Origin of the sequence: Stenotrophomonas maltophilia (genome assembly GCF_004920835.1) — a bacterium.
Lineage (GTDB): Bacteria > Pseudomonadota > Gammaproteobacteria > Xanthomonadales > Xanthomonadaceae > Stenotrophomonas > Stenotrophomonas maltophilia_AQ.
Genome location: NZ_QFHO01000036.1, coordinates 17,683 through 42,574 on the forward strand (window position 1 = coordinate 17,683; position 24,892 = coordinate 42,574).

The 24,892-nt window shown below is 66.1% G+C and carries 28 protein-coding genes; 8 read left to right on the forward strand and 20 right to left on the reverse strand.

Going from position 1 to position 24,892, the window contains the following annotated elements; translation table 11 throughout:
- Nucleotides 1-29 precede the first annotated feature (29 nt).
- The gene (gene rlmE, locus DI041_RS18860) at nucleotides 30-662 is read right to left on the reverse strand and encodes a 23S rRNA (uridine(2552)-2'-O)-methyltransferase RlmE (RefSeq protein ID WP_004152870.1); all 633 of its coding nucleotides are present in this window, start codon (nucleotides 660-662) and stop codon (nucleotides 30-32) included.
- A gap of 65 nt (nucleotides 663-727) precedes the next feature.
- Between rlmE and yhbY the strand changes: the two genes are divergently transcribed.
- Entirely contained in the window at nucleotides 728-1,033 is a 306-nt protein-coding gene (gene yhbY, locus DI041_RS18865) for a ribosome assembly RNA-binding protein YhbY (protein ID WP_135273104.1), read from the forward strand.
- A 13-nt stretch (nucleotides 1,034-1,046) separates the two neighbouring features.
- Nucleotides 1,047-1,421 carry an Mth938-like domain-containing protein gene (locus tag DI041_RS18870; protein ID WP_136638587.1) on the forward strand — a complete coding sequence of 125 codons (375 nt, stop codon included), beginning with the start codon at nucleotides 1,047-1,049 and terminating at the stop codon, nucleotides 1,419-1,421.
- Between the two features lie 277 nt (nucleotides 1,422-1,698).
- Here DI041_RS18870 and DI041_RS18875 read toward each other — a convergent pair whose 3' ends face one another.
- The 4 genes from DI041_RS18875 to surE are packed head-to-tail and all read right to left on the reverse strand — an operon-like array spanning nucleotide 1,699 to nucleotide 4,567.
- Entirely contained in the window at nucleotides 1,699-2,484 is a 786-nt protein-coding gene (locus DI041_RS18875) for a peptidoglycan DD-metalloendopeptidase family protein (protein WP_136638588.1), read from the reverse strand.
- Nucleotides 2,481-3,095 (reverse strand): YqaA family protein, encoded by a 615-nt coding sequence (locus tag DI041_RS18880; RefSeq protein ID WP_136638589.1) that lies wholly within the window; start codon nucleotides 3,093-3,095, stop codon nucleotides 2,481-2,483. The genes DI041_RS18875 and DI041_RS18880 overlap by 4 nt, the downstream gene beginning before the upstream one ends.
- 18 nt (nucleotides 3,096-3,113) lie before the next feature.
- Nucleotides 3,114-3,791: a protein-L-isoaspartate(D-aspartate) O-methyltransferase gene (locus tag DI041_RS18885; protein WP_004152859.1), complete on the reverse strand. Its 678-nt coding sequence runs from the start codon at nucleotides 3,789-3,791 to the stop codon at nucleotides 3,114-3,116.
- Nucleotides 3,788-4,567 (reverse strand): 5'/3'-nucleotidase SurE, encoded by a 780-nt coding sequence (gene surE / locus DI041_RS18890; RefSeq protein ID WP_012510655.1) that lies wholly within the window; start codon nucleotides 4,565-4,567, stop codon nucleotides 3,788-3,790. The genes DI041_RS18885 and surE overlap by 4 nt, the downstream gene beginning before the upstream one ends.
- A 209-nt stretch (nucleotides 4,568-4,776) precedes the next feature.
- Between surE and DI041_RS18895 the strand changes: the two genes are divergently transcribed.
- Entirely contained in the window at nucleotides 4,777-5,316 is a 540-nt protein-coding gene (locus tag DI041_RS18895) for a Smr/MutS family protein (protein ID WP_046984417.1), read from the forward strand.
- Between the two features lie 126 nt (nucleotides 5,317-5,442).
- Here DI041_RS18895 and truD read toward each other — a convergent pair whose 3' ends face one another.
- From truD to DI041_RS18945, 10 genes are all read right to left on the reverse strand, one after another.
- Nucleotides 5,443-6,474, reverse strand: coding sequence for a tRNA pseudouridine(13) synthase TruD (gene truD / locus DI041_RS18900; RefSeq protein WP_136638590.1), 1,032 nt, complete (start codon nucleotides 6,472-6,474; stop codon nucleotides 5,443-5,445).
- Entirely contained in the window at nucleotides 6,471-6,968 is a 498-nt protein-coding gene (gene ispF, locus DI041_RS18905) for a 2-C-methyl-D-erythritol 2,4-cyclodiphosphate synthase (RefSeq protein WP_136638591.1), read from the reverse strand. Before ispF ends, truD begins: the two co-directional genes overlap by 4 nt.
- A gap of 34 nt (nucleotides 6,969-7,002) precedes the next feature.
- A complete protein-coding gene (gene ispD, locus DI041_RS18910) occupies nucleotides 7,003-7,701 on the reverse strand; it encodes a 2-C-methyl-D-erythritol 4-phosphate cytidylyltransferase (protein WP_046984414.1) in 699 nt (232 codons plus the stop codon).
- A complete protein-coding gene (gene ftsB, locus DI041_RS18915; protein ID WP_136638592.1) occupies nucleotides 7,698-8,051 on the reverse strand; it encodes a cell division protein FtsB in 354 nt (117 codons plus the stop codon). Before ftsB ends, ispD begins: the two co-directional genes overlap by 4 nt.
- A gap of 4 nt (nucleotides 8,052-8,055) precedes the next feature.
- Nucleotides 8,056-9,348 (reverse strand): phosphopyruvate hydratase, encoded by a 1,293-nt coding sequence (gene eno / locus DI041_RS18920; RefSeq protein WP_136638593.1) that lies wholly within the window; start codon nucleotides 9,346-9,348, stop codon nucleotides 8,056-8,058.
- A gap of 97 nt (nucleotides 9,349-9,445) precedes the next feature.
- Nucleotides 9,446-9,775: a hypothetical protein gene (locus tag DI041_RS18925; protein WP_046984411.1), complete on the reverse strand. Its 330-nt coding sequence runs from the start codon at nucleotides 9,773-9,775 to the stop codon at nucleotides 9,446-9,448.
- Nucleotides 9,775-10,119 carry a hypothetical protein gene (locus DI041_RS18930; RefSeq protein ID WP_136638594.1) on the reverse strand — a complete coding sequence of 115 codons (345 nt, stop codon included), beginning with the start codon at nucleotides 10,117-10,119 and terminating at the stop codon, nucleotides 9,775-9,777. Before DI041_RS18930 ends, DI041_RS18925 begins: the two co-directional genes overlap by 1 nt.
- Nucleotides 10,116-10,946 carry a 3-deoxy-8-phosphooctulonate synthase gene (kdsA, locus tag DI041_RS18935; protein ID WP_012510652.1) on the reverse strand — a complete coding sequence of 277 codons (831 nt, stop codon included), beginning with the start codon at nucleotides 10,944-10,946 and terminating at the stop codon, nucleotides 10,116-10,118. Before kdsA ends, DI041_RS18930 begins: the two co-directional genes overlap by 4 nt.
- Before the next feature lie 89 nt (nucleotides 10,947-11,035).
- Nucleotides 11,036-12,700, reverse strand: a complete 1,665-nt coding sequence (locus DI041_RS18940; RefSeq protein WP_004152841.1) for a CTP synthase — start codon at nucleotides 12,698-12,700, stop codon at nucleotides 11,036-11,038.
- A gap of 400 nt (nucleotides 12,701-13,100) precedes the next feature.
- Nucleotides 13,101-13,334, reverse strand: a complete 234-nt coding sequence (locus tag DI041_RS18945) for a hypothetical protein (RefSeq protein ID WP_032969519.1) — start codon at nucleotides 13,332-13,334, stop codon at nucleotides 13,101-13,103.
- A gap of 172 nt (nucleotides 13,335-13,506) precedes the next feature.
- On the opposite strand from DI041_RS18945, the gene parE reads away from it, so the two are divergent.
- The 3 genes from parE to DI041_RS18960 all read left to right on the forward strand — a co-directional run bounded on the left by parE (nucleotide 13,507) and on the right by DI041_RS18960 (nucleotide 17,751).
- Nucleotides 13,507-15,396, forward strand: coding sequence for a DNA topoisomerase IV subunit B (gene parE, locus DI041_RS18950; protein WP_046984409.1), 1,890 nt, complete (start codon nucleotides 13,507-13,509; stop codon nucleotides 15,394-15,396).
- A gap of 170 nt (nucleotides 15,397-15,566) precedes the next feature.
- Entirely contained in the window at nucleotides 15,567-16,145 is a 579-nt protein-coding gene (locus DI041_RS18955) for a GNAT family N-acetyltransferase (RefSeq protein WP_046984408.1), read from the forward strand.
- Between the two features lie 109 nt (nucleotides 16,146-16,254).
- Complete coding sequence (locus tag DI041_RS18960) at nucleotides 16,255-17,751, forward strand: S10 family peptidase (protein ID WP_046984407.1); 1,497 nt, start codon at nucleotides 16,255-16,257, stop codon at nucleotides 17,749-17,751.
- A 379-nt stretch (nucleotides 17,752-18,130) separates the two neighbouring features.
- Here the strand turns inward: DI041_RS18960 and DI041_RS18965 are convergent, their stop codons facing one another.
- Together DI041_RS18965 and DI041_RS18970 are read right to left on the reverse strand one after the other, a co-directional pair.
- Nucleotides 18,131-19,252: an inorganic phosphate transporter gene (locus tag DI041_RS18965; RefSeq protein ID WP_006431323.1), complete on the reverse strand. Its 1,122-nt coding sequence runs from the start codon at nucleotides 19,250-19,252 to the stop codon at nucleotides 18,131-18,133.
- A gap of 13 nt (nucleotides 19,253-19,265) precedes the next feature.
- Nucleotides 19,266-19,892: a DUF47 domain-containing protein gene (locus tag DI041_RS18970; RefSeq protein WP_025878890.1), complete on the reverse strand. Its 627-nt coding sequence runs from the start codon at nucleotides 19,890-19,892 to the stop codon at nucleotides 19,266-19,268.
- A 292-nt stretch (nucleotides 19,893-20,184) separates the two neighbouring features.
- On the opposite strand from DI041_RS18970, the gene DI041_RS18975 reads away from it, so the two are divergent.
- Nucleotides 20,185-21,489: a hemolysin family protein gene (locus DI041_RS18975; protein ID WP_041864498.1), complete on the forward strand. Its 1,305-nt coding sequence runs from the start codon at nucleotides 20,185-20,187 to the stop codon at nucleotides 21,487-21,489.
- Nucleotides 21,473-22,132 carry an exopolysaccharide biosynthesis protein gene (locus tag DI041_RS18980; RefSeq protein ID WP_046988219.1) on the forward strand — a complete coding sequence of 220 codons (660 nt, stop codon included), beginning with the start codon at nucleotides 21,473-21,475 and terminating at the stop codon, nucleotides 22,130-22,132. The genes DI041_RS18975 and DI041_RS18980 overlap by 17 nt, the downstream gene beginning before the upstream one ends.
- Before the next feature lie 92 nt (nucleotides 22,133-22,224).
- Here DI041_RS18980 and DI041_RS18985 read toward each other — a convergent pair whose 3' ends face one another.
- From DI041_RS18985 to DI041_RS18995, 3 genes are all read right to left on the reverse strand, one after another.
- Complete coding sequence (locus tag DI041_RS18985; protein ID WP_046988220.1) at nucleotides 22,225-22,722, reverse strand: pyridoxamine 5'-phosphate oxidase family protein; 498 nt, start codon at nucleotides 22,720-22,722, stop codon at nucleotides 22,225-22,227.
- A 67-nt stretch (nucleotides 22,723-22,789) separates the two neighbouring features.
- Nucleotides 22,790-23,785, reverse strand: coding sequence for an LLM class flavin-dependent oxidoreductase (locus DI041_RS18990; RefSeq protein ID WP_046988222.1), 996 nt, complete (start codon nucleotides 23,783-23,785; stop codon nucleotides 22,790-22,792).
- A gap of 208 nt (nucleotides 23,786-23,993) precedes the next feature.
- Complete coding sequence (locus tag DI041_RS18995; protein WP_136638595.1) at nucleotides 23,994-24,761, reverse strand: sulfurtransferase; 768 nt, start codon at nucleotides 24,759-24,761, stop codon at nucleotides 23,994-23,996.
- Between the last annotated feature and the right edge of the window lie 131 nt (nucleotides 24,762-24,892).

The window sequence follows — 24,892 nt, forward strand, 5'->3', positions numbered from 1 at the left end:
TTGGGGTCGAACTTGCGTACGTTGCGAGCTTACTTCATGTGGGCGCGTTTTCCCTGACCCAAGGCATACACCTCGGGGGAGCGCTTGCGCGAGGCTTCCGGCTTGCGGATGGAGACCTTGTCGTACCGGCGGCGCATGTCACGCACGTAGTCGTCAAAGCCTTCGCCCTGGAACAGCTTGATCAGGAACGCCCCACCGGTCTTCAGGTGGTTGTCGGCAAAATCCAGGGCCAGCTCCGCCAGGTGCATCATCCGCGGCTGGTCGACCGCGCCTACACCACTCTTATTGGGGGCCATGTCCGACAGCACAAGGTCTACCGGCTGATCTCCGAGCATGGCTTCAAACTGCGATAGGACGGTTTCTTCCCTGAAGTCACCGTGAAGGAACTCCACGCCGGCCAGCGGTGGCATGTCAAGGATGTCCAGGGCCAGCACACGGCCAGTATCGCCAATCTGTCTCCGAACCTGCTGAGACCAACCGCCCGGGGCCGCGCCAAGGTCGACCACGACCATGTGCGGCTTCAGCAGCCGGTCACGTTCGAGCAGCTCTTCAAGCTTGTAGGCGGCGCGCGAGCGCATGCCTTCGGCCTGCGCCTTCTTCACGAAGGGGTCGGAGAAGTGTTCCTTGAGCCAGCGCTGGCTGCTTTTGCTGCGGGTAGCCATTGAAAATAGGGGCTGATGGGGTCCTCATGATACCCTGATCGCCCCATTCAACCGTGTTTTCCTGCATGTCCATCGCCCTGACCGCTTCCCAGACCCGTTTCCTGCGCGGCCAAGCCCACGACCTGAAGGCGCTGCTGCAGACCGGCGGCAAGGGCGTGACCCCGGCCTTCATCGCTGAGCTGAACGAAGTGCTGGAGCGTCACGAACTGGTCAAGGTGAAGGTCGCAGCCGAGGACCGCGACGCCCGTGACGTGATGATCGGCGAGATCGTCGCCGCCACCGAAAGCGCGTTGGTGCAGCGCATCGGCCATGTGGCCGTGCTGTACCGTCCCAGCAGGGAACAGCGCCAGATCGTGCTGCCGCGCGGCTGATCGCCCTACTCCCATGCAGCTGAACCACGAACCGCCCGATTACGCCTACAGCCTGCGCGCTGCCGACGGGCGCTCGGCCAGGGTCAACGACCAGGTGCTGGGCAGCAGCTTCTTCCTGACTCCGGACCAGCTGGTCGCGCAGTGGCCGGTGACACGTGCCGCCGAGCTGCAGCTGGCCGACCTGGAGCCGATCCTGGCACTGAATCCGGCGCTGATCGTGCTGGGCACCGGCGACCGCCAGGTGTTCCCGCCGGCGGTAGTGATGGCTTCGTGCCTGAGCCGTGGCATCGGTCTGGAAGTGATGAACAACCCGGCCGCCGCGCGCACCTTCAACATCCTGGCCGGCGAAGGCCGTAAGGTCGCTGCCGCCTTCATTCTGGAAGGCTGAGGAACAGAGCCGCCAGGCATGGCCCGGCGCTACCTTGGATCACACGTAGCCTGTAGCGCCCGAGCCCATGCTCGGGCGGCGTCGCTTCGCGGCGGAAAGACGCCGGGCATGGCCCGGCGCCATCAACGTCAACGCGTCGGCAGGTACTGCTGCGGGTCGACCGGCTTGCCGTTGTAGCGGGTGCGCCGACGGCGTTTGCGGCCCATGGGCCGCGCCGACGGCAAACGCCCGGCGTGCTACGCCGGGCCGGGGATCCGCCCAGATGGCGAATCGACGATCAACGCGCCGGCAGGTACTGCTGCGGGTCGACCGGCTTGCCGTTGTAGCGGATCTCGAAGTGGACCATGTCGCGGTTCGCGCCGGTACGGCCCATCTCCGCGATCTGCTCGCCAGCCTTCACGCTCTGTCCTTCATTCACCAGGCGCTTGCGGTTATGACCGTACGCCGACAGCCACTGGTCGCTGTGCTTGATGATGATCAGCTCGCCGTAGCCGACCAGGCCGGCACCGGAATACACCACCACGCCATTGGCGGTGGCCTTGACTGCCTGGCCACTGGTGCCCGCGATGTCCACGCCCTGCTTGGTCGCATCACCCGCCACGTAGCGGCCCACGACGGCGCCATCGGCCGGCCAGCGCCAGGCGATGTTGCTCTTCACCGGACCGGCCGGCGCCGTGGTCGGCGCGGCACTGCCTGCGGTGCTGCCGCCGGAGCGCGGCGGGGTCACCACCGTGGTCGGTGCGCGGCCACCGCTGGCACCGGCCGGATACAGGCGGATCACCTGCCCCGGATGGATCGATGAGGGATTGTCCAGGCTGTTCCAGGCAATCAGGTCAGCCGGGGTGATGTCGTGGATGCGGGCCAGCGCATAGATGGTGTCACCCTTGCGAACGACCACGGTCTGGCCCGGCTTGGGCACCGAGGTCTTCGGCGTGGTCACGCCGCCACCGGTGCTGCCCCCACCAGGACGAACCACGGTAGCGGTGCCGCAGGCGGCCAGGGTGGAAACCAGCAACGCCAGCGCGCCGATGCGCACTCCCTTGCTCAGACGATCAGGATTCATGCGAACTTCGACCTCCATACAAGCCAGGCGACCAGCACCACCACCAACGCGGTGGCGATCCAGCCCAGCGGTTCAATCCAGCGACGCAGCGCCGCTTCGGCACGCGCACCACCGATACGGATGACCGCAGCCAGCACGAACACGCGCTTGCCACGACCGATCAGCATGCTCAACAGGTACTGCGGCATCGGTACGCCGACGATACCCGATGCCCACGTGAAGACCTTCATCGGGATCGGCATGAAGCCGCCCAGCACCAGGAAGGTGAACACCGCCCACGGCGACTCGGCCATCTTGGCCTGCACGGTGGTGATGCCCTGCTCGATCGCCGGCAGCATGCCCAGTGCCTCGAACAGTGGCTTGATCGCCTCGAAGGCGAAATGACCCAACGCGTAGCCGACCACCGCACCGACCATTGAACCGGCCAGGCTGAGAGTCGCGAACCACCAGCCGCGCTTGGGCTGGGCCACGCACATCGGCGCCAGCATCACTTCCGGCATCACCGGGAAAATGATCGCCTCGAAGAAACTCAATACCGTGAGGTAGGTCGGCGCGCGTTCGTGCGCCGCCCACTTCATCGCCCGCTCGTACAGCGGCCCGAAAATCTTCATGCAACCCTGCTCCGTGGATTAGTCCAGCATGCCAGACAGCAGCGGTACGAAGGTGACCGGCGCCAGCACGTGTTGTTCGATGCTGCCGTCGGCCTTGCGGTCCAACTGCACCAGCGACTGCGCACTGGGGCCGCCGACCGGGGCCACCAGGCGGCCGCCTTCGGCGAGCTGCTCGATCAGTACATCGACCAGCGCCGGCGCCGCTGCGGTGACCACGATGGCATCGAACGGACCGTGCTCGGCCCAACCGACGCGGCCGTCATCATGCTTGGTACGGATGTTCATGCCCAACGCGCGAAAACGCTTGCGCGCCTGGCGCAGCAGGTCTCCGATGCGCTCGACGGTGTACACCTCCAGACCCAGTGCGCCGAGCACCGCGGCCTGGTAGCCCGAACCGGTACCCACTTCCAGCACCCGCTTCGGTGCCACCTGCAGGACAGCCTCGGTCATCCGAGCGACCACCCAGGGTTGCGAAATGGTCTGGCCATGGCCGATCGGCAGTGCGGTGTCTTCGTAAGCCCGTGACGCCAGCGCCTCATCAATGAACAGATGGCGCGGCACCACCCGGATCGCATTCAAGGTTGATTCGTCGGCGATGCCCGCTTCACGCAGGCGATCGACCAGGCGGTCACGCACACGTTGCGAGGTCATGCCGATGCCGACAGCTTCCGGTTGCAGGCGCAGGCGCGGGCTCATGCCGGCTGGTCCAGCGCAGCACTGAGGCCGCCGACCCAGCTGGCCACCTTCTCCAGTGCCTGGTAGCGGGTCAGGTCGACCTGGATCGGCGTGATCGAGATGTGGCCGGTGCGCACCGCATGGAAATCGGTGCCGGGGCCGGAGTCCTGCTCGCGGCCAGCTGGCCCGATCCAGTACACCTCATTGCCGCGCGGGTCTTTCTGCGCGATGCAGCCTTCGGCGCGATGGCGGTTGCCGAGGCGGGTGACCTCGAAGCCCTTGACCTCGTTCCACGGCAGATCCGGCACGTTGACGTTGAGGATGGTGTCGGCGGGCAGCGGGTCGGCCTTGAGGCGGGCAACGATCTCGACTGCAGCACGCGCGGCGGTCTCGAAGTGCTTCGGATCGTGATTGCGGCTGACCAGCGAGACCGCTACTGCCGGCAAACCGAGGAAGCGACCTTCCATCGCCGCCGAGACGGTGCCGGAATAGATCACGTCGTCGCCGAGGTTGGCAGCGTTGTTGATGCCGGACACGACAATGTCAGGTTCGAATTCAAGCAGGCCGGTCAGCGCCAGATGCACGCAATCGGTCGGCGTGCCGGCTACAGAGACGGTGTAGTGGTCGATGCGCTTGAGGCGGATCGGCAGGTCCAGGGTCAGGGAGTTGCTGGCGCCGGAGCGGTCGCGGTCGGGTGCGACCACCGTCACTTCGTGACCGGCTTCGCGCAGGACCGAGGCAAGCATCCGGATGCCTGCGGCGTCGACACCATCGTCATTGCTGACCAGGATTCGCATCTTCGATTTAACCGCTTGATTTTCCAAGAATTCGATTCCATCACCGTGCAGTGTGGGCGGGACCGTCGCGCTTCCCTGCGGAAGCCGTCGACCCTGCAAGGGCATCGTCTATTGTGCCGCATGCGAGCCGCCGGTCCTACCCTGCCGGCGGTCACGGCCGACTTCGAATCGTCATAGGCAGGCTCACGCCGGCGGTTTACCCTGTGCGCATGTCGCACCCTGAAGATGAAGATCCGGCCGCGTTGTTCCGTGCAGCCATCGGCGAAGTGACGCCGCTGCGCAAGGATGCCGAGCCGGCGCCCGCCGCGCCGCGGCCAAAACCGCGCGCGCGCATGGCCGAGCGTGACGAGGCGGAAGCCGCTGGCGAGTTCGCCCGGCTGCTGCGCGACAGTACGCCGCTCGAAGCCGGCGACGTGGCCAGCTATCGACGCGACAACCTGCCGCCGCGGGTGTTCCAGCGCCTCAAGCGTGGCCAGTACTCGGTGCAGGACGAGCTGGACCTGCATGGTGCAACCGCAGCGCAGGCAGAAGCGTTGCTGCGCCAGTTCCTGCTGGAAGCGCATGCGCACGAATACGGCTGCGTGCGCATCATCCACGGCAAGGGCCTGCAGTCCGATGGCGGTGCGCCGGTACTGAAAAACCTGGTCGATCGCCTGCTGCGGCTGCGCAACGACGTGCTGGCGTTTCATTCGGCGCCGACCGGACAAGGCGGCACCGGCGCGATGCTGGTGCTGCTGGCACGGCGTTGACGAATCCGGCGGCGACCGGCCCGGTAGAAGTCGACTGTTAGTCGACTGCTCTCTGCAGCAGCACGCCGAAACCCCGCGATGCGCGCGATAGTCGACTAACAGTCGACTCTACCCCCGCCCGCCTGCTCAGGCCTGCGAGGCGTCTTCGACCGGGCCGAGCTCGTGCAGCACGGCAGTGGCATAACAGCCCGGCGGCAGTGCGAACGACAGTTCCAGCACGTCATCCGCCAGCCACTGGTGCTGCAGCAACGCTGGACGCAGGCGCAGTGCGCGGCGCTCCTGCTTCAGGCGCGCGTCTTCCAGACCTGCACGCAGCGCCTTGGATTCGTCGTCATCCAGCGCCGCCAGCTCCAGCGCGTGTGCCGCTTCGGTGCTGCGCAGTTCACCCTCGCCCCACAGCGGTGCGCTGGGGTGGATGTCGAAGCGCGCCAGGCGCTCGGCCAGTACATCGGTGTACGGCTCGGGGCCGAACACGCTGCGGCTGCCATCGAGCATCCACACTTCGCCATCCAGCGGCTGGTCCCAGTTGCCCTGCTCCACGCGCGCGGCCAGCACGCGGTTGAACAGCGCCGAGCGGGCCGCCGACAGCAGCAGTGAACGCTGGTCCTTGCGCATGCGGCGGCCACCGAACATCGCCAGCGCCGCCGGCACGTTGCCACCGTCGCGGCCAAAACGCTGCTCGCCGAACCAGTTCGGCAGGCCCCGCTCTGCGATCTGCTGCAGGCGCTCACTGATCGCGGCGGCATCACCCTGCACGTCGCGCAGCACCAGCTTGAAACGGTTGCCGGCCAGCGCACCACGCTGCAGCTTGCGGTTGTGCCAGGTGGATTCGATCACTTCGATTTCATCACTGGCCAGCGATGCCAGGTCAGGCGCCACGCGCTTGGGCAGGTGCACGCTGAAGCGCTGGGTGGTGACCGCGTGCCGATCCTTCATGCCGGCGTAGCTCACCGCCATTTCCGGCAGGCCAGCCCATGCGGCCAGCAGCTTGGCCACGTGCACGGTGTTGGCACCGCGCTTGCGGATGTGCAGCAGCAGGTGCTCACCTTCGCCGGTGGCCTCGAAGGCCGGCAGTTCATCAACCTGGAAATCTTCCGGCGTGGTGCGGATGCGTGCGCTCAGCAGCGGCGCGCCGAACGCGAGCGGCAGCGGAATCATGCCGCCACCAGCAGCACCACCGCCTGCGCGGCGATGCCTTCGCCACGGCCGGTGAAGCCCAGCTTCTCCGAGGTGGTGGCCTTGACGCTGACCGCGTCCAGCGGCAGTTGCAGCAGTTCGCCGATGCGTTCGCGCATGGCCAACGCGTGCGGGCCGACCTTCGGCCGCTCGCAGATCACGGTGATGTCGGTGTTGCCGACGCGCCAGCCGCGCTCGCGCAGCAGGCTGTCGCAGTGGCGCACGAAATCGCTGCTGTCGGCACCCTTCCAGCGGTCGTCGCTCGGCGGGAAATGCTGGCCGATGTCCCCCAGCGCGATCGCACCCAGCATGGCATCGCACAGCGCATGCAGGATCACGTCGCCATCGCTGTGTGCAAGCACGCCGCAGCTGTGCGGCACGTTCACTCCGCCGAGCATGATGTGGTCGCCTTCACCGAAGGCATGGACGTCGTAGCCCTGGCCGATGCGGACGGGCGGGAACAGTGCGGTGCTCATGGATACAGCCCTTGCAGCAGGGCCGCGCGGGCAATCAGCCGGCGCGGCGGGAAAGTACGAATTCAAACCGGTCCAGATCGGCCGGGGTGGTGACCTTGAAGTTGTCCTCGCTGCCTTCGACCAACAGCGGGCGCTGGCCCTGGCGTTCCATGGCCATGGCCTCGTCGGTGACTTCCACACCGGCGGCAGCGGCTTCGGACAGCGCGCGACTGAGCTGGTGGCGGCGGAACAGCTGCGGCGTCAATGCGCGCCACAGACGCTCGCGCGGCTCGGTACCATCGATGCCACCATCGTCGCCAGCGCGCTTGAGGGTGTCACGCACCGGTGCCGCGAGAATCGCGCCGACCGGGTCGGCACGACCGACTTCGAGCAGGCGGCCGAGATCGGCCGGCGACAGGTTCGGGCGCGCCGCGTCGTGGACCAGCACGAATTCATCGGCGCGCACCGTCTCCGGCAGCGCCTGCAATCCGGCCAGCACAGAGGCCGCACGGGTAGCGCCACCGATACAGGTCAGCACCGGCTTGCCGGCCCATTCGCTCCAGCCCGGCCAGTCGGCATCGTCCGGACCGATCACCACCATCGCTCCGGCCACCGCCGGATGCGCCAGCAGTGCATCCAGGGTGTGGGCGAGCAGGATCTGCCCACCCGCCTGCAGGTACTGCTTGGGCAAGGGCGCACCGAAACGGGCGCCACGACCGGCGGCCGGAACCACCACCCAGATCGCCGCGCTCATGGCACGTCCGCCGGATGATCGCCCGCCTGCGCGCTGACACCCGTCGCGGGCTGTACCGGATGGACCGGTGCATCCTCGACCACGCGGTAGAACTTCTCGCCAGGCTTGATCATGCCCAGTTCGCTGCGCGCGCGCTCTTCGATGGCGGACTGGCCTTCCTTGAGGTCCTTCACTTCGGCAGCCAGCGCGTCATTGCGCTGCTGCAGGCCCTCATTGTCACGCTCCTGGTTGGTGACCTGGGCTTCGAGCATCATGACTTCACCCGAATTGCCCGGACCAAACCAGAAGCGATACTGCAGCCAGCCCAGCAACAGGGCCAGCAACAGCAGCATCCAGCGCCAGTCGCGCATCGGATCAGCGCTTCAGCGAAACGAACGCGTCACGACCGGCGTAACGCGCGCCGGCGCCGAGAGCTTCCTCGATGCGCAGCAGCTGGTTGTACTTGGCCACGCGATCGCTGCGGCACAGCGAGCCGGTCTTGATCTGGGTGGCGGTGGTGGCCACCGAGATATCGGCAATGGTGGTGTCTTCGGTTTCGCCCGAGCGGTGAGAGACGACGGCGGCATAGCCGGCGCGGTCGGCCATCGCGATCGCTTCCAGGGTCTCGCTGAGCGTACCGATCTGGTTGACCTTGATCAGGATCGCGTTGGCGGTGCCCGAGTCGATGCCTTCCTGGAAGATCTTCGGGTTGGTCACGAACAGGTCGTCACCCACCAGCTGCACCTTCTTGCCGATGCGATCGGTCAGCAGCTTCCAGCCGGCCCAGTCGTTCTCGGCCAGGCCGTCTTCGATGGTGATGATCGGGTACTGCGCGGCCCAGTCGGCGAGGAAGTCGACGAACTGCTCGGAGGTCAGGCGCTTGTTCTCGCCGACCAGGTTGTACTTGCCGTTCTCGAAGAATTCGCTTGAGGCCACGTCCAGGCCCAGCAGCACATCTTCACCGGCGGTGTAGCCGGCCTTGCCGATCGCTTCGAGGATGGTGTCCAGCGCCTCGACGTTGCTGCGGAAGTCCGGCGCGAAGCCGCCTTCGTCGCCAACCGCCGTGCTCAGGCCGTGGCCCTTCAGCACCGACTTCAGTGAATGGAAGATTTCGGTGCCGGCGCGCAGGGCTTCGGAGAACGAGGTGAAGCCGACCGGCAGCACCATGAATTCCTGGAAGTCGACGTTGTTGTCGGCATGTGCGCCGCCGTTGATGATGTTCATCATCGGCACCGGCAGCGACGGGGTCACGCCAGTCCTGGCGGCCAGGTACTGCCACAGCGCCTGCTTGCTCGATGCAGCGGCGGCATGCGCGGCGGCCATCGAAACACCCAGCAGCGCGTTGGCGCCGAGGCGGCCCTTGTTCTCGGTGCCGTCGAGGTCGATCAGGCGACGGTCGAGGCCTTCCTGGTCGGAGGCTTCAAAGCCCTTCAGCGCGTTGGCGATGGTGGTGTTGACGTTGTCGACCGCCTTGCGCACGCCCTTGCCCAGGTAACGGGTCTTGTCGCCGTCGCGCAGCTCCACCGCTTCCTTGGTGCCGGTGGAGGCACCGGAGGGAACTGCGGCGCGACCGAACGAACCGTCCTCCAGGGTGACTTCGGCTTCCAGCGTGGGGTTGCCACGGCTGTCGAGGATTTCACGGGCATGGATGCTGCGGATCGTACTCATGGTCGGGCCGGTTACCTGTATGGAGAGGGGGCGACAAAAACGAATGCCGCGTGATTATCCCCGGCTACCCGCCGCTTGCCAAATGGCCTGATCGGCATCAGCCCCAGCTGGACCCGATCACGATCAGCACCAGCGACACCAGCATCACCAGCAGGGCACCGGCAATCGCCGCCCAGATGGGTCCTCGCTGCCGCCGCCAGGCCAGCACCATCGCCACCAGACTGCCCAGAAAGGACAGCACCAGCGTGACCAGCGCGCCCAGCACCCACCACTGCATGGCCTGCACGCCGTTGTCGCCGTCCCCCGGGGGACGGAAGCTGGCTGCAAAGGCCACTACGGCGGTCAACAGGCTGCTCCAGGCGAGCACCGACAATCCCAGGGCGACCAGGCCCCAGGGCCAGCCTCGTGGCGGTGTCGTCGTATTCATCAGAACAGGTCGTGCAGCAGCACGCCAAGCCACAGCGAGAGCAGGACCATGGCAAGCGCGGCGGCCGCCCTGCCCCGGTTCAGTCGCCAACCCAGCACCGACGCAGCGATGCCGGCGGAAACAGTGAACAGTTCGGCCACGGCGAGGGTGATGACATAGGGCTTCAGGTTGAGGCCCGCGCCGTCACCGGGCGGGCGCATCGCCGCTCCCACCAGCATGAAGATGAAGAACGCACCCGACATCGACAGCAATGCCAGGCCAAGTGCGATCAGGCCCCACGGCCACTGCTTCCAGTGCCAGCGACGACGCTGGGTTGCCAGCGCCGCCCACGAGTCACGACTCACGCGAAGCGCGAGAAGCCGTGCTTCTTGGTCACTGCATCCAGCTCCATCAGGGTCTCGAGCAGCGCTTCCATCTGGTCCAGCGGCCATGCATTGGGGCCATCGGACAGCGCCTTGGACGGGTCCGGATGGGTTTCGGCAAACAGGCCGGAGATGCCCACGGCAACCGCGGCACGCGCCAGTACCGGCACATGCTCGCGCTGGCCACCGGAACTGGTGCCCTGCCCGCCCGGCAACTGCACCGAATGGGTAGCGTCGAACACCACCGGGCAACCGGTATCGCGCATCACCGCCAGCGAGCGCATGTCGCTGACCAGGTTGTTGTAGCCGAAGCTGGCACCGCGCTCGCAGACCATGATCTGCTCGTTGCCGGTGGCCTTGGCCTTTTCCACGACCGGCTTCATGTCCCACGGCGCCAGGAACTGGCCCTTCTTGATGTTGACCGGCTTGCCGGCCGAGCACACCTTGCGGATGAAGTCGGTCTGGCGGACCAGGAACGCCGGGGTCTGCAGCACGTCCACCACCGAGGCCACTTCATCCATCGGGGTGTATTCGTGGACGTCGGTCAGCACCGGCACGCCGATCTGCTTCTTGACCTCGGCCAGGACCTTCAGGCCCTCTTCCATGCCCGGGCCGCGGAACGCGGTGCCCGAGGTGCGGTTGGCCTTGTCGAAGCTGGACTTGAAGATGAAGTTGACACCGAGCCGGTCGGTGACTTCCTTCAACTTGCCGGCGGTATCGAGCTGCAGCTGCATCGACTCGATCACGCAGGGGCCGGCGATCAGGAACAGGGGCTGATCCAGCCCGACCTCGAATCCACACAGTTTCATGGCATTTCCTTGGTTGTCCACGGCAGCGGCCGGGCCGATGCACTGGGGTTGAAGCGAGCAAGATGGGGGCTCAGGGCCCCCATCACAAGTCAGGCGCGGACTTCCTGCAGCAGCTTGCCGCCGGCCTTGCGCTCGCGCGCGGCACGGATGAAGCCGATGAACAGCGGGTGGCCATCACGCGGCGTGGACAGGAATTCCGGATGTGCCTGGCAGGCCAGGAACCACGGGTGCGCATCGCGCGGCAGCTCGACCACTTCCACCAGGGTGTCGTCCATCGACTTGCCGGCGATCACCAGGCCCGCATCTTCCAGCTGGGTACGGTAGCGGTTGTTGAACTCGTAGCGATGGCGGTGACGCTCGGCCACCACGTCCTTGCCATACAGCTCACGAGCCAGCGTGCCCGGCTTCAGGCGCTGTTCCTGCAGGCCCAGGCGCATGGTGCCGCCCAGGTCACTCTTGTCGTCACGCTTCTCGACGTCGCCGGTGGCAGTGCGCCATTCGGTGATCAGGCCGATCACCGGGTTCGGCGACTGGCGGTCGTTCTCGGTGCTGTTGGCACCCTCCAGGCCGACCACGTTGCGCGCGTAATCGACCACCGCGGCCTGCATGCCATAGCAGATGCCGAAGTACGGCACCTGCTGCTCGCGGGCGAACTTCGAGGTCAGCACCTTGCCTTCGAAACCACGGTCGCCGAAACCACCCGGCACCAGGATGCCATCGACATCGGCCAGCGCGGCCATATCGGTGCCTTCCAGATCCTGCGCTTCCAGCCACTTCAGGTTGACCTTGGTGCGCTGGCGCAGGCCGCCGTGCTTGAGTGCCTCGCCGACCGACTTGTAGGCGTCCTGGTGGTCGACGTACTTGCCGACCACGGCGATGGTCACTTCGTCCAGCGGGTGCAGGGTCGCGTCGACCGCGTCTTCCCACATCGACAGGTCGACCGGACCGACCTTGTCGGCCAGCTTCAGCTGGTTGACGACGATCTCGTCCAGGCCCTGGGCATGCAGGCCCGACGGAATGCGGTACAGCACGTCCACGTCCGGCACGCTGATCACCGCGCGCTCGGAAACGTTGGTGAACTGGGCGATCTTGCGGCGCTCCGAATCCGGCACGGCCTGTTCGGAGCGGCACAGCAGCACGTCCGGCTGGATGCCGATCGAGCGCAGCTCCTTCACCGAGTGCTGGGTCGGCTTGGTCTTCAGCTCGCCGGCGGCGCCGATGTACGGCACCAGGGTGAGGTGCATGAAGAGTGCCTTCTCCGGGCCACGCTCGGTGCGCACCTGGCGGATCGCTTCCAGGAACGGCAGCGATTCAATGTCGCCGACAGTGCCGCCGATCTCGACCAGGGCCACGTCGTAGCCTTCGGTGGCTTCATCGATGCAGCGACGGATCTCGTCGGTGATGTGCGGGATGACCTGCACGGTTGCGCCCAGGTAGTCGCCGCGGCGCTCCTTGCGGATCACGTTCTCGTAGATGCGACCGGTGGTGACCGAGTTCTTGCGGCTCAGGCGGGTGCGCACGAAACGCTCGTAGTGGCCCAGATCGAGGTCGGTCTCGGCGCCGTCGTCGGTGACATAGACCTCACCGTGCTGGAACGGGCTCATGGTGCCCGGGTCGACGTTGATGTACGGGTCGAGCTTCATCATCGTGACCTTGAGGCCACGGGCTTCGAGAATGGCGGCCAGCGACGCGGCGGCAATGCCTTTGCCGAGCGAGGACACCACGCCGCCGGTTACGAAAATCAAGGGAGTCATGGCTGCAAGCATCCTGTCTGGAAATGGAAAACGGCAGCACCACGCGCACCCGGAGGGCGGGCATGGTGCTCAGAGGGGGTTTTCCGGTTCGCTGGGACAGCGAGGGAGGTGCCGTTCCATGCGGCGGCAGGCGCCGGACGGGGACCACCGTGCGAGGTCGGGGTGGCCGTGCCGGTCAAATCGACCGTCACCTGCGACCCGCCATGCTGGAAGCCACGCTTGGCCGCTCCAGCCCATTCGCAAATGGTGGACACGCACTTACTCCCGGAAAGCCATAGTTTACAGATTGATGGCCGCCAACCCAAGGGGCTTGTGCGTCCCATCCAACAAAAAACGCCCCGCTGGGCGGGGCGTTCCGGAGCGCAACCCTTGTCGCAAGGGCGCCTGGCAGGTTGTGGGATCAGCGCTTCTTGCGCGCTTCTTCCTCTTCTTCCTGCTGCGGGACCGGCTGGCCCTTGGCCTTCATTTCGGCATTGGCCTGGGCGCGGCGCTTGGCCTTGGCGTCCGCCTCGGACTGCGCCTTGTCGGCCTGGTCGCCCTGCTGCGGGGCCGGCTGGCCGGCGTTCTGCGCCAGCACCAGCGGCACTGCAACGGCAGCGGCGGCCAGGATCGCAATGGTCAGCAACTTCTTCATGGAGTCCTCCTCGCGGTATGGCTTGGACATATCGGTCCAACTAGGGGCGCCGGCGTTCAGATTCCAGCGGGTGCCATTTTACCCCCTTGCGCGCTCCAAGGCTGAACCGCAGGCGTGCAAAATCACGGGCCAGACCGCACACTTGCGCGTCGCTCCAAGCTTTCGAAGACAGATGAACGCCCGCTATAACGCCGCCGATATTGAAGTCCTGTCCGGCCTTGACCCGGTCAAGCGCCGCCCCGGCATGTATACCGACACCGCGCGCCCGAACCACCTGGCGCAGGAAGTGATCGACAACTCGGTGGACGAAGCCCTCGCCGGCCACGCCCGTTCGATCGAGATCACCCTGTTCAAGGACGGCAGCGTAGAGGTCAGCGATGACGGCCGCGGCATGCCGGTGGACATCCATCCGGAAGAGAAGATCCCGGGCGTCGAGCTGATCCTCACCCGCCTGCATGCCGGCGGCAAGTTCAACAACAACAACTACACCTTCTCCGGCGGCCTGCATGGCGTCGGCGTCAGCGTGGTCAATGCGCTGTCGACCCTGGTGGAAATCCACATCAAGCGCGAAGGTGCCGAACACCGCATCACCTTCCGCAACGGCGACCGCGCCTCGCCGCTGGAAGTGGTCGGCACCGTCGGCAAGAAGAACACCGGTACCCGCCTGCGCTTCTGGCCGGATCCGAAGTACTTCGATACGCCCAAGTTCGCCGTGCGTGCGCTCAAGCACCTGCTGCGCGCCAAGGCCGTGCTGTGCCCGGGCCTGACCGTGAAGCTGACCGACGAAGCCACCGGCGAAGTCGATACCTGGTACTACGAGGACGGCCTGCGCGATTATCTGAAGATGGAGCTGGGCGACCGCGAATCGCTGCCGGCCGATCTGTTCGTCGGCAATCTGAAGAAGGACACGGAGATCGTTGATTGGGCCGTGGCCTGGCTGCCGGAAGGCGAGCTGGTGCAGGAAAGCTACGTCAACCTGATCCCAACCGCGCAGCACGGCACCCATGCCAATGGCCTGCGCACCGGCCTGACCGAAGCGCTGCGCGAGTTCTGCGATTTCCGCAACCTGCTGCCACGCGGCGTCAAGCTGGCCCCGGAAGACGTCTGGGACCGTGTGTCGTTCGTGCTGTCGCTGAAGATGACCGACCCGCAGTTCAGCGGCCAGACCAAGGAACGCCTGTCCTCGCGCCAGGCCGCCGGCTTCGTCGAAGGCGCCGCGCATGATGCGTTCAGCCTGCTGTTGAACCAGAACGTGGAACTGGGCGAGAAGATCGCGCAGATCGCCATCGAGCGCGCCAGTGCGCGCCTGAAGACCGAAAAGCTGGTCGTCCGCAAAAAGGTCACCCAAGGCCCAGCCCTGCCCGGCAAACTGGCCGACTGCATCAGCCAGGACCTGTCGCGCACCGAACTGTTCCTGGTCGAAGGTGATTCGGCAGGCGGCAGCGCCAAGCAGGCCCGCGACAAGGATTTCCAGGCGATCATGCCGCTGCGCGGCAAGATCCTGAACACCTGGGAAGTCTCGTCCAACAGCGTGCTGGCCTCGGAAGAAGTACACAACCTGGCCATCGCCATCGGCTGCGATCCGGGCAAGGATGACATCAGCGGCCTGCGCTACGGCAAGGTGGTGATCCTGGCCGACGCCGACTCCGACGGCCTGCACATCGCGACCCTGCTGACCGCACTGTTCCTGAAGCATTTCCCGGCGCTGGTCGATGCCGGCCACGTGTTCGTGGCAATGCCGCCGCTGTTCCGCATCGACGTGGGCAAGCAGGTGTTCTACGCCCTGGACGAGGAAGAAAAGCGCTCGATGCTGGACAAGATCGAACGCGAGAAGATCAAGGGCGCGGTCAACGTGACCCGCTTCAAGGGCCTGGGTGAAATGAATCCGCCGCAGCTGCGTGAGTCCACCATCCATCCGGATACCCGCCGGCTGGTGCAGCTGACCGTGGACGATCGCGAGCAGACCAGTTCGCTGATGGACATGCTGCTGGCCAAGAAGCGTGCGTCCGACCGCAAGGGTTGGCTGGAAAGCAAGGGCGACCTCGCTTCGCTGGAAGCCTGATCGCTGAGCGGGGTCAGAGCCGTTTCCCACCGGTGAACGGCTCTGACCCCGTTAACCGGTGGTGCCAGCCAGCGGCCGGCACTACCGGTTCATGCGCCACGGGGCCATTACACCCCCATCGGCAAACCCTGCGGGTCCATAATGCGCGCTCATCTGCGTGGACGACTGAATTGCCCGCCAACTCGCTGCTGTTCCCCGGCCTGCCGCTGCACAGCGCGCGCCTGATCCTGAGCCCGATCCGCCGTGATGACGCGGCTGCGCTGTTCACGCTGCAATCCGACCCGGCGGTGATGCGCTGGTGGAACCATCCGGCCTGGAAACGCCCTGCCGAAGCCCGCGAACAGATCGACGACGACCTCGCGGCACACGCCACCGGCACCCAGCTCAAGCTGGCCGTACGCGAATCGCTGGAGGGGCCGCTGCTGGGCATCTGCGTGGTATTTGCCGTCGACCGTGACGCTGCCCGCGCCGAGATCGGCTACCTGCTGGCGCCTGGCCTGCAGGGCCAGGGTTACATGCACGAAGCGTTGCAGCAGGTGCTAGCCTACCTGTTCCACACCCTGCGCCTGCATCGCGTGGAAGCCGAAATCGATCCGCGCAACGCGGCCTCCGCGCACGTGCTTGAACGCCTCGGTTTCCACCGTGAGGGCCTGCTGCGCCAGCGCTGGCGCATCCAGGGTGAACTGGCCGATTCGGCGGTGTACGGGCTGCTGGCCGACGACGAAGCGGCCGCCGCCCTGCCCGCTTGACCCAATCTGGCCGCAACAGGCGACAACGCCTGGCCATGGCTTTGGACACATACGGCGCGGCACCGTAGCGGCCTAGCATCGGAATCCCTTCCGCTGCCGATCCGGTGCCATGAAGTCCCTGCTGCACACTGCCGCGCTCTGCGTCGGCCTGCTCATTGCTCCCGCCAGCGTGCTGGCCGCGCCCGCCGCCGAAACCAAGTCCGATGCCAAGGACGACAAGACCGAGGTACCTGCGCTGCCGGCCGATGCGTCCGCTCGCCAGAGCATCCGCCTGGCCGGTCGCGCCCTCGACTACACCGCCACCGTTGGCACCCTGCCGGTGCGCGATGAGAAGGGCAAGGTGATCGCCGACGTGGTGTTCACCGCCTACACGATGCCGGGCAAGGACCGGCCGGTGACCTTCGCGCTCAATGGCGGCCCTGGCGCTTCGTCGGTCTACCTCAACATGGGCGCGATCGGTCCCAAGGTGGTGACCTTCGGTTCGGAAGGCGACAGCGCCTCGGCGCCGGCCACCCTGCACGACAACCCGGGCACCTGGCTGGACTTCACCGACCTGGTATTCATCGATCCGGTCGGCACCGGCTTCAGCCGCGCACGCATCGGCGATGACGAGGCCAAGAAGCAGTTGTACAACCCCAACGCCGACATCGAGTACCTGTCGCGCTCGATCTACGACTGGCTGCTGCGCAACCAGCGCATGGCCTCGCGCAAGTACCTGACCGGCGAAAGCTACGGTGGCTACCGCGGCCCGCGCATCACCCACTACCTGCAGACCCGGTTGGGCGTGGCAATGAACGGCCTGGTGCTGGTGTCGCCGTACCTGAGCCCGACCCTGGAAGACAACGCCGATGTCTCGCCGATGGCGTGGATGCAGACGCTGCCGTCGATCGCCGCCGCGCACCTCGAGCGCCAGGGCAAGCTGACCGACGCGGCGATGCGTGACGTGGTCGAGTACACCCGCGGCGACTACGCCACCGCGCTGATGAGGGGCCGCAGCGATCCGCAGGCCACCGAGGCGATGCTGCGCCGGGTGACCGAGCTGACCGGCCTGGATCCGCAGTTCGTGCGTCGTGCCGGTGGCCGTCTGGAAACCCAGGCGTACCTGCGCGAGGTGTTCCGCGACAAGGGCACGCTGGGCAGCCGCTACGATTCCAACGTGACCGCGTTCGATCCGTTCCCGAACGATCCGGAGCAGCGTGCCAACGATCCGCTGCTGGACAGCATCATCGCGCCGACCACCACGGCGATGGTCGACTTCGTCACGCGCGTGGTCGGCTGGAAGGTGGATTCCCGCTACCAGGCGCTGAACTACGAGGTGAACCGGTTGTGGGACCGCAACGGTGATCTGCGCCAGGGCGCGGTGACCCAGCTGCGCCAGGCGGTGGCGATCGATCCGCACCTTCAGGTCTTGATCGTGCATGGCTGGAACGACCTGTCGTGCCCGTTCATGGGGTCGATCCTGACGGTGGACCAGATGCCGGCGATGGGCAGCAATCCGGACCGGGTACAGGTGCGCAGCTATCCGGGTGGGCACATGTTCTACAGCCGGGCGGACAGCCAGGCGGCATTCCGGAAGGATGTGCAGGCGTTGTTCCAGCGTAACTGAGGGGTTCGGCCGGGCCTGCGGCCCGGCACCCGCTGACAGCAACGGCAACGGCAACTGCAACTGCAACCGCAACGTCAAAAGCCGGGTTCCCGTGGGCTGGCGAGGCGGGATGGGGTTGCAGGACACGCCGTAAACCCATCCATGGGGGCTCGATGGCGCCATCCATGGCGCCAACGGTCCTGCAATCCCACCCCACCCCGCCGCTGACAGATTCCTGCGGCTGTTGGTGGGTGCCGACCGTTGGTCGGCACGCTGGATACGGAAAATTCTTCGCCCATGAAAAAAGCCCGCCGGTATCCGGCGGGCTTTTTCGATTGTTGGGGTCAGATCCTTTTCCCCGCAGGCAAAGGGCTCTGACCCTAAGCTAAGGCCGCGGGCCTCAGGTCCAGCCGAACAGCTCGAACAGCTTCAGGATCAGGTACGCACAACCACCTGCTGCCGGAATGGTCAGGATCCAGGCCCAGACGATGCGTTCGATCACGCCGAACTTCAGCGAACGCGGGTTCTTGGCGAAGCCGACGCCCATGATCGCGGTGGAGATGCTGTGCGTGGTCGAGACCGGCATGCCGAAGTGGGCCGCCAGGGTCAGGATGGTGGCCGAGCTGGTCTCTGCGGCGAAGCCATGGATGGGGTGCAGCTTGACCATCTTGTGACCCAGGGTCTTGATGATCTTCCAGCCGCCCGAAGCGGTACCGGCAGCCATCACCACCGCGCAGGTCAGCACGATCCACATGGCGATGCCATCGCCGGCATGCGCGTCCGGATGCATGAAGGCCAGCCACGACGGCAGGTCATTCAGTGCACCGGTTGCTTCGGCACCGATCAGGGTCATCGCAATGATGCCCATGGTCTTCTGCGCGTCGTTATGACCGTGTGCGAAGCCCATGTAGGCCGCCGAGGCGATCTGTGCCTTGCCGAAGAAGGCGTTGACGATGCGCGGACGGGCCAGGCGGCCGATGGCACCACCGATCTTGGCCAGGCCGGCGATCAAGCCCCACAGCAGCACCATCACCACGATGCCCAGCAGGAAGCCGGCGATCGGCGAGGTGATCATCGGCACGAACACCTTCCACAGCAGGCCCTTGTTCTGCGCCCAGCTGCCCAGGCGCTCGGACCAGATCAGCGCGTCCCAGTTGTTGTGGGCCGCAGCCAGGCCGGCGCCGCAGAGGCCACCGATCAGGGCGTGCGAAGACGAAGACGGCAGGCCCTTCCACCAGGTGATCAGGTTCCAGATGATGCCGCCCAGCAGCGCGCACAGGATCACCTGCGGGGTCACGTCGACCACGTTGGTGTTGAGCAGGCCCGACGCGATGGTCAGTGCGACCGCGGTGCCGGTCAGGGCACCGATGAGGTTCATGAAGGCGGCAAGCATCACCGCCCAACCGGGCGACAGTACTTTGGTTGCCACCACGGTAGCGATGGAGTTGGCGGTATCGTGGAAGCCGTTGATGAACTCGAAGACGAGCGCGGCCAGGATCACCACCAGGACTAGGGTGAGCATCGGTACCGGCCCGTCAGCTGTTCTTCAACACGATCTGGTACGCCACCACACCGGCCTCGCGGCAGCGGTCGATGGCCTTTTCCAGGATCTCGAAGAATTCCTTCAGCAGGAACATCTGCAGGTTGTCCAGGCGACCGGAGTAGATGTCGCGGTACAGCTCAAGCATCAGGCGGTCGGCCTCGTTTTCCAGCGAGCGCAGGCGCTCGTTGAGCGCGGTCATCCGGTCCAGGTTCATGTGGCGCAGGTCGGCCACCATCTCCACCACCACGCCAGCGGCCTGCTCGAGCATCGCCGCGCGCGGCGCGAAGTCGATGTGTTCCAGGTGGGTGGTGGCCAGCGAATAGCGATCGGCGAACTTCTCGATCTGCTTGGGAATCTTGTACAGGGCCGAGCCCAGCGCTTCGATGTCTTCGCGCTCGATCGGGGTCATGAAGCTGTCCACCAGCGCCTGGCTGATCTTGTCCGAGGCCGCGCGTTCGCGCAGGCGGGCCAGCTTGAAAGCGTCCAGCGCGGGCTGGCGATCGGCGTCGCGCAGCATCGAATGCAGTGCCTTGGCGGCATCGGACGCCGCGACGGCAGCCTCATCGAGCAGGGTGTAGAACTGTTTGCCGGAACCGAAAATGGTCTGCAGAGAGAACATTGAGAAACCTGTCAGCCGTCGCGGGAAGGACGGCACCAGACGGAATTATGACGGCTAGATGACCATCTCGGGTATCCCCGCCTCCTTTCGGGGGCTGGGGACCCTCAACCTGAACAGGCAGTTGCCACCCTGCCACGGCCCTTTGCTAAGATGCCAGCGCGCCCTCGGGCGCACCTTATGGACGACGACCCTTATCCCCCTGCGCCGCGCCGGACCCTGTTCCTGAGCGCCTGCCGCCATCGCAAGCACCCGCCCTCCCTGCCACCAACCGGGGACGATGCCCGTGTTTGAAATGATCCTGATTGTCTTCGCGCTGGTTCTGTTGAACGGCTTCTTCGCCATGTCCGAGATGTCGGTCATGACCTCGCGCAAGAGCCGCCTGAAGCAGATGGCCGGCACCTCCAAGCGCGCTGCCAAGGCACTGGAGCTGTCGGAGAAGCCGGAGAGCTTCCTGTCCACCGTGCAGATCGGTATCACCGTGATCGGCGTGCTGACCGGCTACCTCGGCGGTGAAGCGCTGGGTGAAGCCTTCGCCGGCTGGATCCAGGGCCTGATGCCCGGCTTTGCCTACGCCGGCAACGTCGGTACCGCGCTGGCGGTCAGCCTGATCACTTTCATTACGCTGATCTTCGGCGAACTGGTGCCCAAGCGCTTGGCGCTGACCCGTTCGGAGGCCATTGCCAGCCTGGTGGCGATGCCGATGAGCTGGCTGGCCAAGCTGGCCCTGCCCTTCGTCTGGCTGCTGTCCAAGACCACCCAGCTGGTGCTGCGCCTCTTCGGCCTGGGCAAGGATGAAGTCGCCTCGGTGACCGAAGAAGAGATCCGCATGCTGGTGGCCGAAAGCCACGAGGCCGGCGTGATCGACGCCCACGAGCGCGACATGATGAACCGCGTCATGCGCCTGGGCGATCGTACCGCCGACAGCCTGATGACCCCGCGCAACCGGATTGCCTGGCTGGACACGCAGGGCGGTCTGGACAAGAACCTGGAGATCATGGCCGAGCATGAGTTCTCGCGGTACCCGGTGTACCGCGACAACGACATGGACGTGGTCGGCGTGCTTGAACTGAAGTCGTTGGCCACACGTATGGCGCGCGGTGACAACGCGCTGTTCCAGACCCTGCGCGAGCCGCTGTACGTGTCTGAATCCACCCACGCGATGAAGCTGCTGGAGATCTTCCGCGAGGAACAGCAGTCGATGGCGCTGGTGGTGGACGAGTACGGCGAGATCCAGGGCCTGGTGACCATCAGCGATCTGATGGGCGCGGTGGTTGGCCGTCTGCAGGCCACCGAAAATGCCGACGAAGATGCGCTGGTGGTGACCCGCGAGGACGGCTCGCTGCTGGTGGACGGCTCGCTGCCGATCGAGGACCTGCGCGAGCTGATCGGCAGCAACGACCTGCCCGATGCCGAGGATGGCGACTACTACACGCTGGCCGGCATGTGCATCCACTACTTCGGCCGCATCCCGCACGCGGGCGAGTACTTTGACTGGGCCGGCTGGCGCTTCGAGGTGGTCGACCTGGACGGTGCCCGCGTGGACAAGCTGCTGCTGCGCACGCTGTCGGACGAGCAGGCCGATGAGCTCACCGCCTGAGGCCGGCCAGGGTCCGGGCGTTGAGCGCCCGGCCTACCGCAACGAGGGCATCCGCACCCTGCTGGAGATGTTCGCCTCCGGCGACCCGGCCGAGCACATGCCGCTCGGCCAGATCCTTTGCAACCTGCAGCAGAGCGCCTTCGGCGTGTTCCTGTTCGTGGCGATCCTGCCATCGTTCATCCCGATTCCGGGCATGGGAGGCGCGGTCAGCGGCCCACTGGTAATTCTGATCGGGGTGCAGATGCTGTGCTGCCTGCGCCGGCCCTGGCTCCCGGGCTTCATTGCCCGCCGCGGCCCCAGACGCAGCACCATGCACCGCTTCCTCGACCGCATCGATCGCCCGCTGCGGCGGCTGGACCGGATGTTGAAGCCACGGCTGCCGCAACTTCTCACGCCACTGCCGGCGCATGCCTTCACCGGCCTGCTGCTGGTGCTGCTCGGCCTGCTGCTGTCGCTGCCGATCCCGTTCACCAACTTCCTGTTCGGTTTCCAGCTGCTGCTGTTCTCGCTGGCACTGCTGGAACGCGATGGCGCGCTTATGCTGTTCAACTGGATCGCAGCGCTGGCAGCGATCGCGTTCTTCGGTTTCAGTTCCGGGCAGCTGGTGGGCTATACGGTGGAGTTGTTCCAGCGCTGGTTCTGAGCCGGAACCCGGTACAGCCGGCCGCTGGCCGGCCGCCACGTTTCCAGGATTGCCGGCCCGCGGCCGGCACTACCAATACCGGACATCGGCCATCACCGAAGGTCAATGAACCCGTTGTCGGCCAACTGCCCGGGCTCATCCTGCACTGCTGACAACACGAACGTCAGCGCCTTGCCCAGCAACGTGCCCGGGCCATCCCAGTACTCGGCCGAATCGGCGCGCACATGGATCAGGCGCAGGTTGGGATCATCCTTGCCACCGGGGAAGAACAGTTTCATCGCCGGCGACCACAATTCCTCGATCTTTGCGCGGTCATCGACGACGCGCGCACGCCCCGCGACCGACACGTAAGTATTCTTCGACGGCGAGGCATAGGCCACGTTGACGTGCGGATCGAGCGCGATTTCAGCCACCTTCGGACTGTCGGCAGTGATGACGAACCACAGGTCGCCGTCGAAGGCGACCTGCTGGGTGGCCAGCGGCCGGCTGTAGAGGCGGCCATCGACACCGGTGGTGGTGAACATCGCCACCTCCACGTCCCTGATCAGTTCAGCCAGCTGGGCAATGTGTTCAGTGCGGGCGTTGGACATGTGGGGGCTCCATGAGTGGGAGCCCCATCAGACCGTGCATCGCTGCAACAGCTCGTGACGCAATTGTTCAGCCCGCGTGGCGGGCGTGCCAGGCCTGCATCGCCAGTTCGAACGAGCGCAGGCGCGCGCGGTGGTCGTACAGGTTCGCGGTGAGCATCAGCTCGTCTGGCTTGTGCCGCTCAACGAAAGCGGCGATGCCCTCGGCCACCTGCTGCGGATCGCCGAGGACGGTGCAGGCCAGTGCCCGCTCCACGCCCAGCTTCTCATGCGGCTCCCAGAACGACTCGATGTCGTCGATGGGTGCCGGAATCTTGCCCGGGCGGCCGCGACGCAGGTTCACGAAACTCTGCTGCTGGCTGGTGAACAATCGACGCGACTCGGCTTCGCTGTCGCTGGCGACAACGTTCAAGGCCAGCATGGCGTGCGGTTGCTTCAACGTCGCCGAAGGGCGGAACTCACGGCGGTACACGGCCAGCGCTTCGTCCATCACGTCCGGTGCGAAGTGCGAGGCGAACGCGTACGGCAGGCCCATCGAGGCGGCCATGCGCGCACCGAACAGGCTGGAACCGAGGATCCAGGTCGGCACCCGCAGGCCACCACCCGGAACGGCCTGCACCGCTTGCCCGGGCTGCACCGGCTCGAAGTAGTGCAGCAGCTCGCGCACGTCCTGGGGGAACTGGTCGGCGCTGTCGAAGTAGCGGCGCAGTGCACGCGCGGTCGGCTGATCGGTGCCCGGCGCACGGCCCAGGCCGAGATCGATGCGGTCCGGATACAACGAGGCCAGCGTGCCGAACTGCTCGGCCACCTGCAGCGGCGCATGGTTGGGCAGCATGATGCCCCCTGCACCGACGCGGATGCGCTTGGTGCCGCCGGCGACATGGCCGATCAACACCGCAGTGGCGGCGCTGGCGATGCCGGGCATGTTGTGGTGTTCGGCCAGCCAGTAGCGGCGGTAGCCCAGCCCATCGGCATGCTGGGCCAGCTCCAGCATGTTGGCGAAGGCGGCGGTGGTGTCACTGCCCTCGCAGACCGGGGCCAGGTCGAGAATCGACAATGGAATCATCAGGCGGTTTTCCGTCACAGGATTCCCCATGCATGGGGACGGCGAGGCGCGGCGGCCAGTGACGGTAGCGGGATGCTGATTCCCGTGGGGCGGGTTCAGGGCCGCCGGGCATGGCCCGGGGTGCCATGCGTGTTGGGTAGTGCCGGTCGCTGGCCGACAGGCGGAGAGCCCTTGCAGCCGGCCAGCGGCCGGCTCTACCGGCGCCCTGTCAGAACGCGCTGGGGCGCGGCTCCGGCATCGGCTGGTCGACCATCGGCTTCAACTCGGCATCCAGCGCCACGCGCTCGTCGAACACGAAACAGCGTCCTTCGTAGCCCTCGCCCCCCACCTCCTCGAAGTAACCGAGGATGCCGCCGTCGAGCTGCAGCACGTTGTCCATGCCGTCGTTGACCATCCACAGCGCAGCCTTCTCGCAACGGATGCCACCGGTGCAGAAGCTGACCACGGTGCTGTCCTTCAGCGCCTCGCGGTGCGGCGCCAGCGCCTCGGGCAGGTCGGTGAACTTGTGGATGGGCAGCACCAGCGCATCCTTGAAGGTGCCGTACTCCACTTCCTGCAGGTTGCGCGTATCGAGCATCACCACCGGCTTGCCGGCGTCGTCATGCCCCTGCCGCAACCAGCGCTGCACGGTGGCCGGATCGATCGCCGGCGCGCGCGGGTAATCCAGCGGCTGGCCGTCGTCGCGACGGAAGCTGATGATCTCGTCCTTCACCTTGGCCTTCAGCCGCGCGAACGGCTGGTGCTCACTGAGGCTGGTCTTGACCCGCATATGTGCAAAGCGCGCATCGGCACGCAGCGCCACATAGAAACCCTCGATGGCCCCAGGCGCACCGGCCAGGAACAGGTTCAGCCCCTCGCCTGCCACCAGGATCGTGCCCCGCAGCCCAGCCGCCTCGGCACGCGCCAGCAGCTGGTCGCACAGGGCCTGGGGGGCGTCGATGACGGCGAAATGGTAGGCGGCGGTATTGGCGATCATCCCGCCATTTTAGCGCCTCCCGCCAGCACGGACAGATTCAGGGGTCAGAGCCCTCTGCGCAGCAGAGGGATCCGACCCCAAGCCCGGCAGACACCCGGAATCTGTCAGGGGTGGGGCGGTGTGGGCAGGCG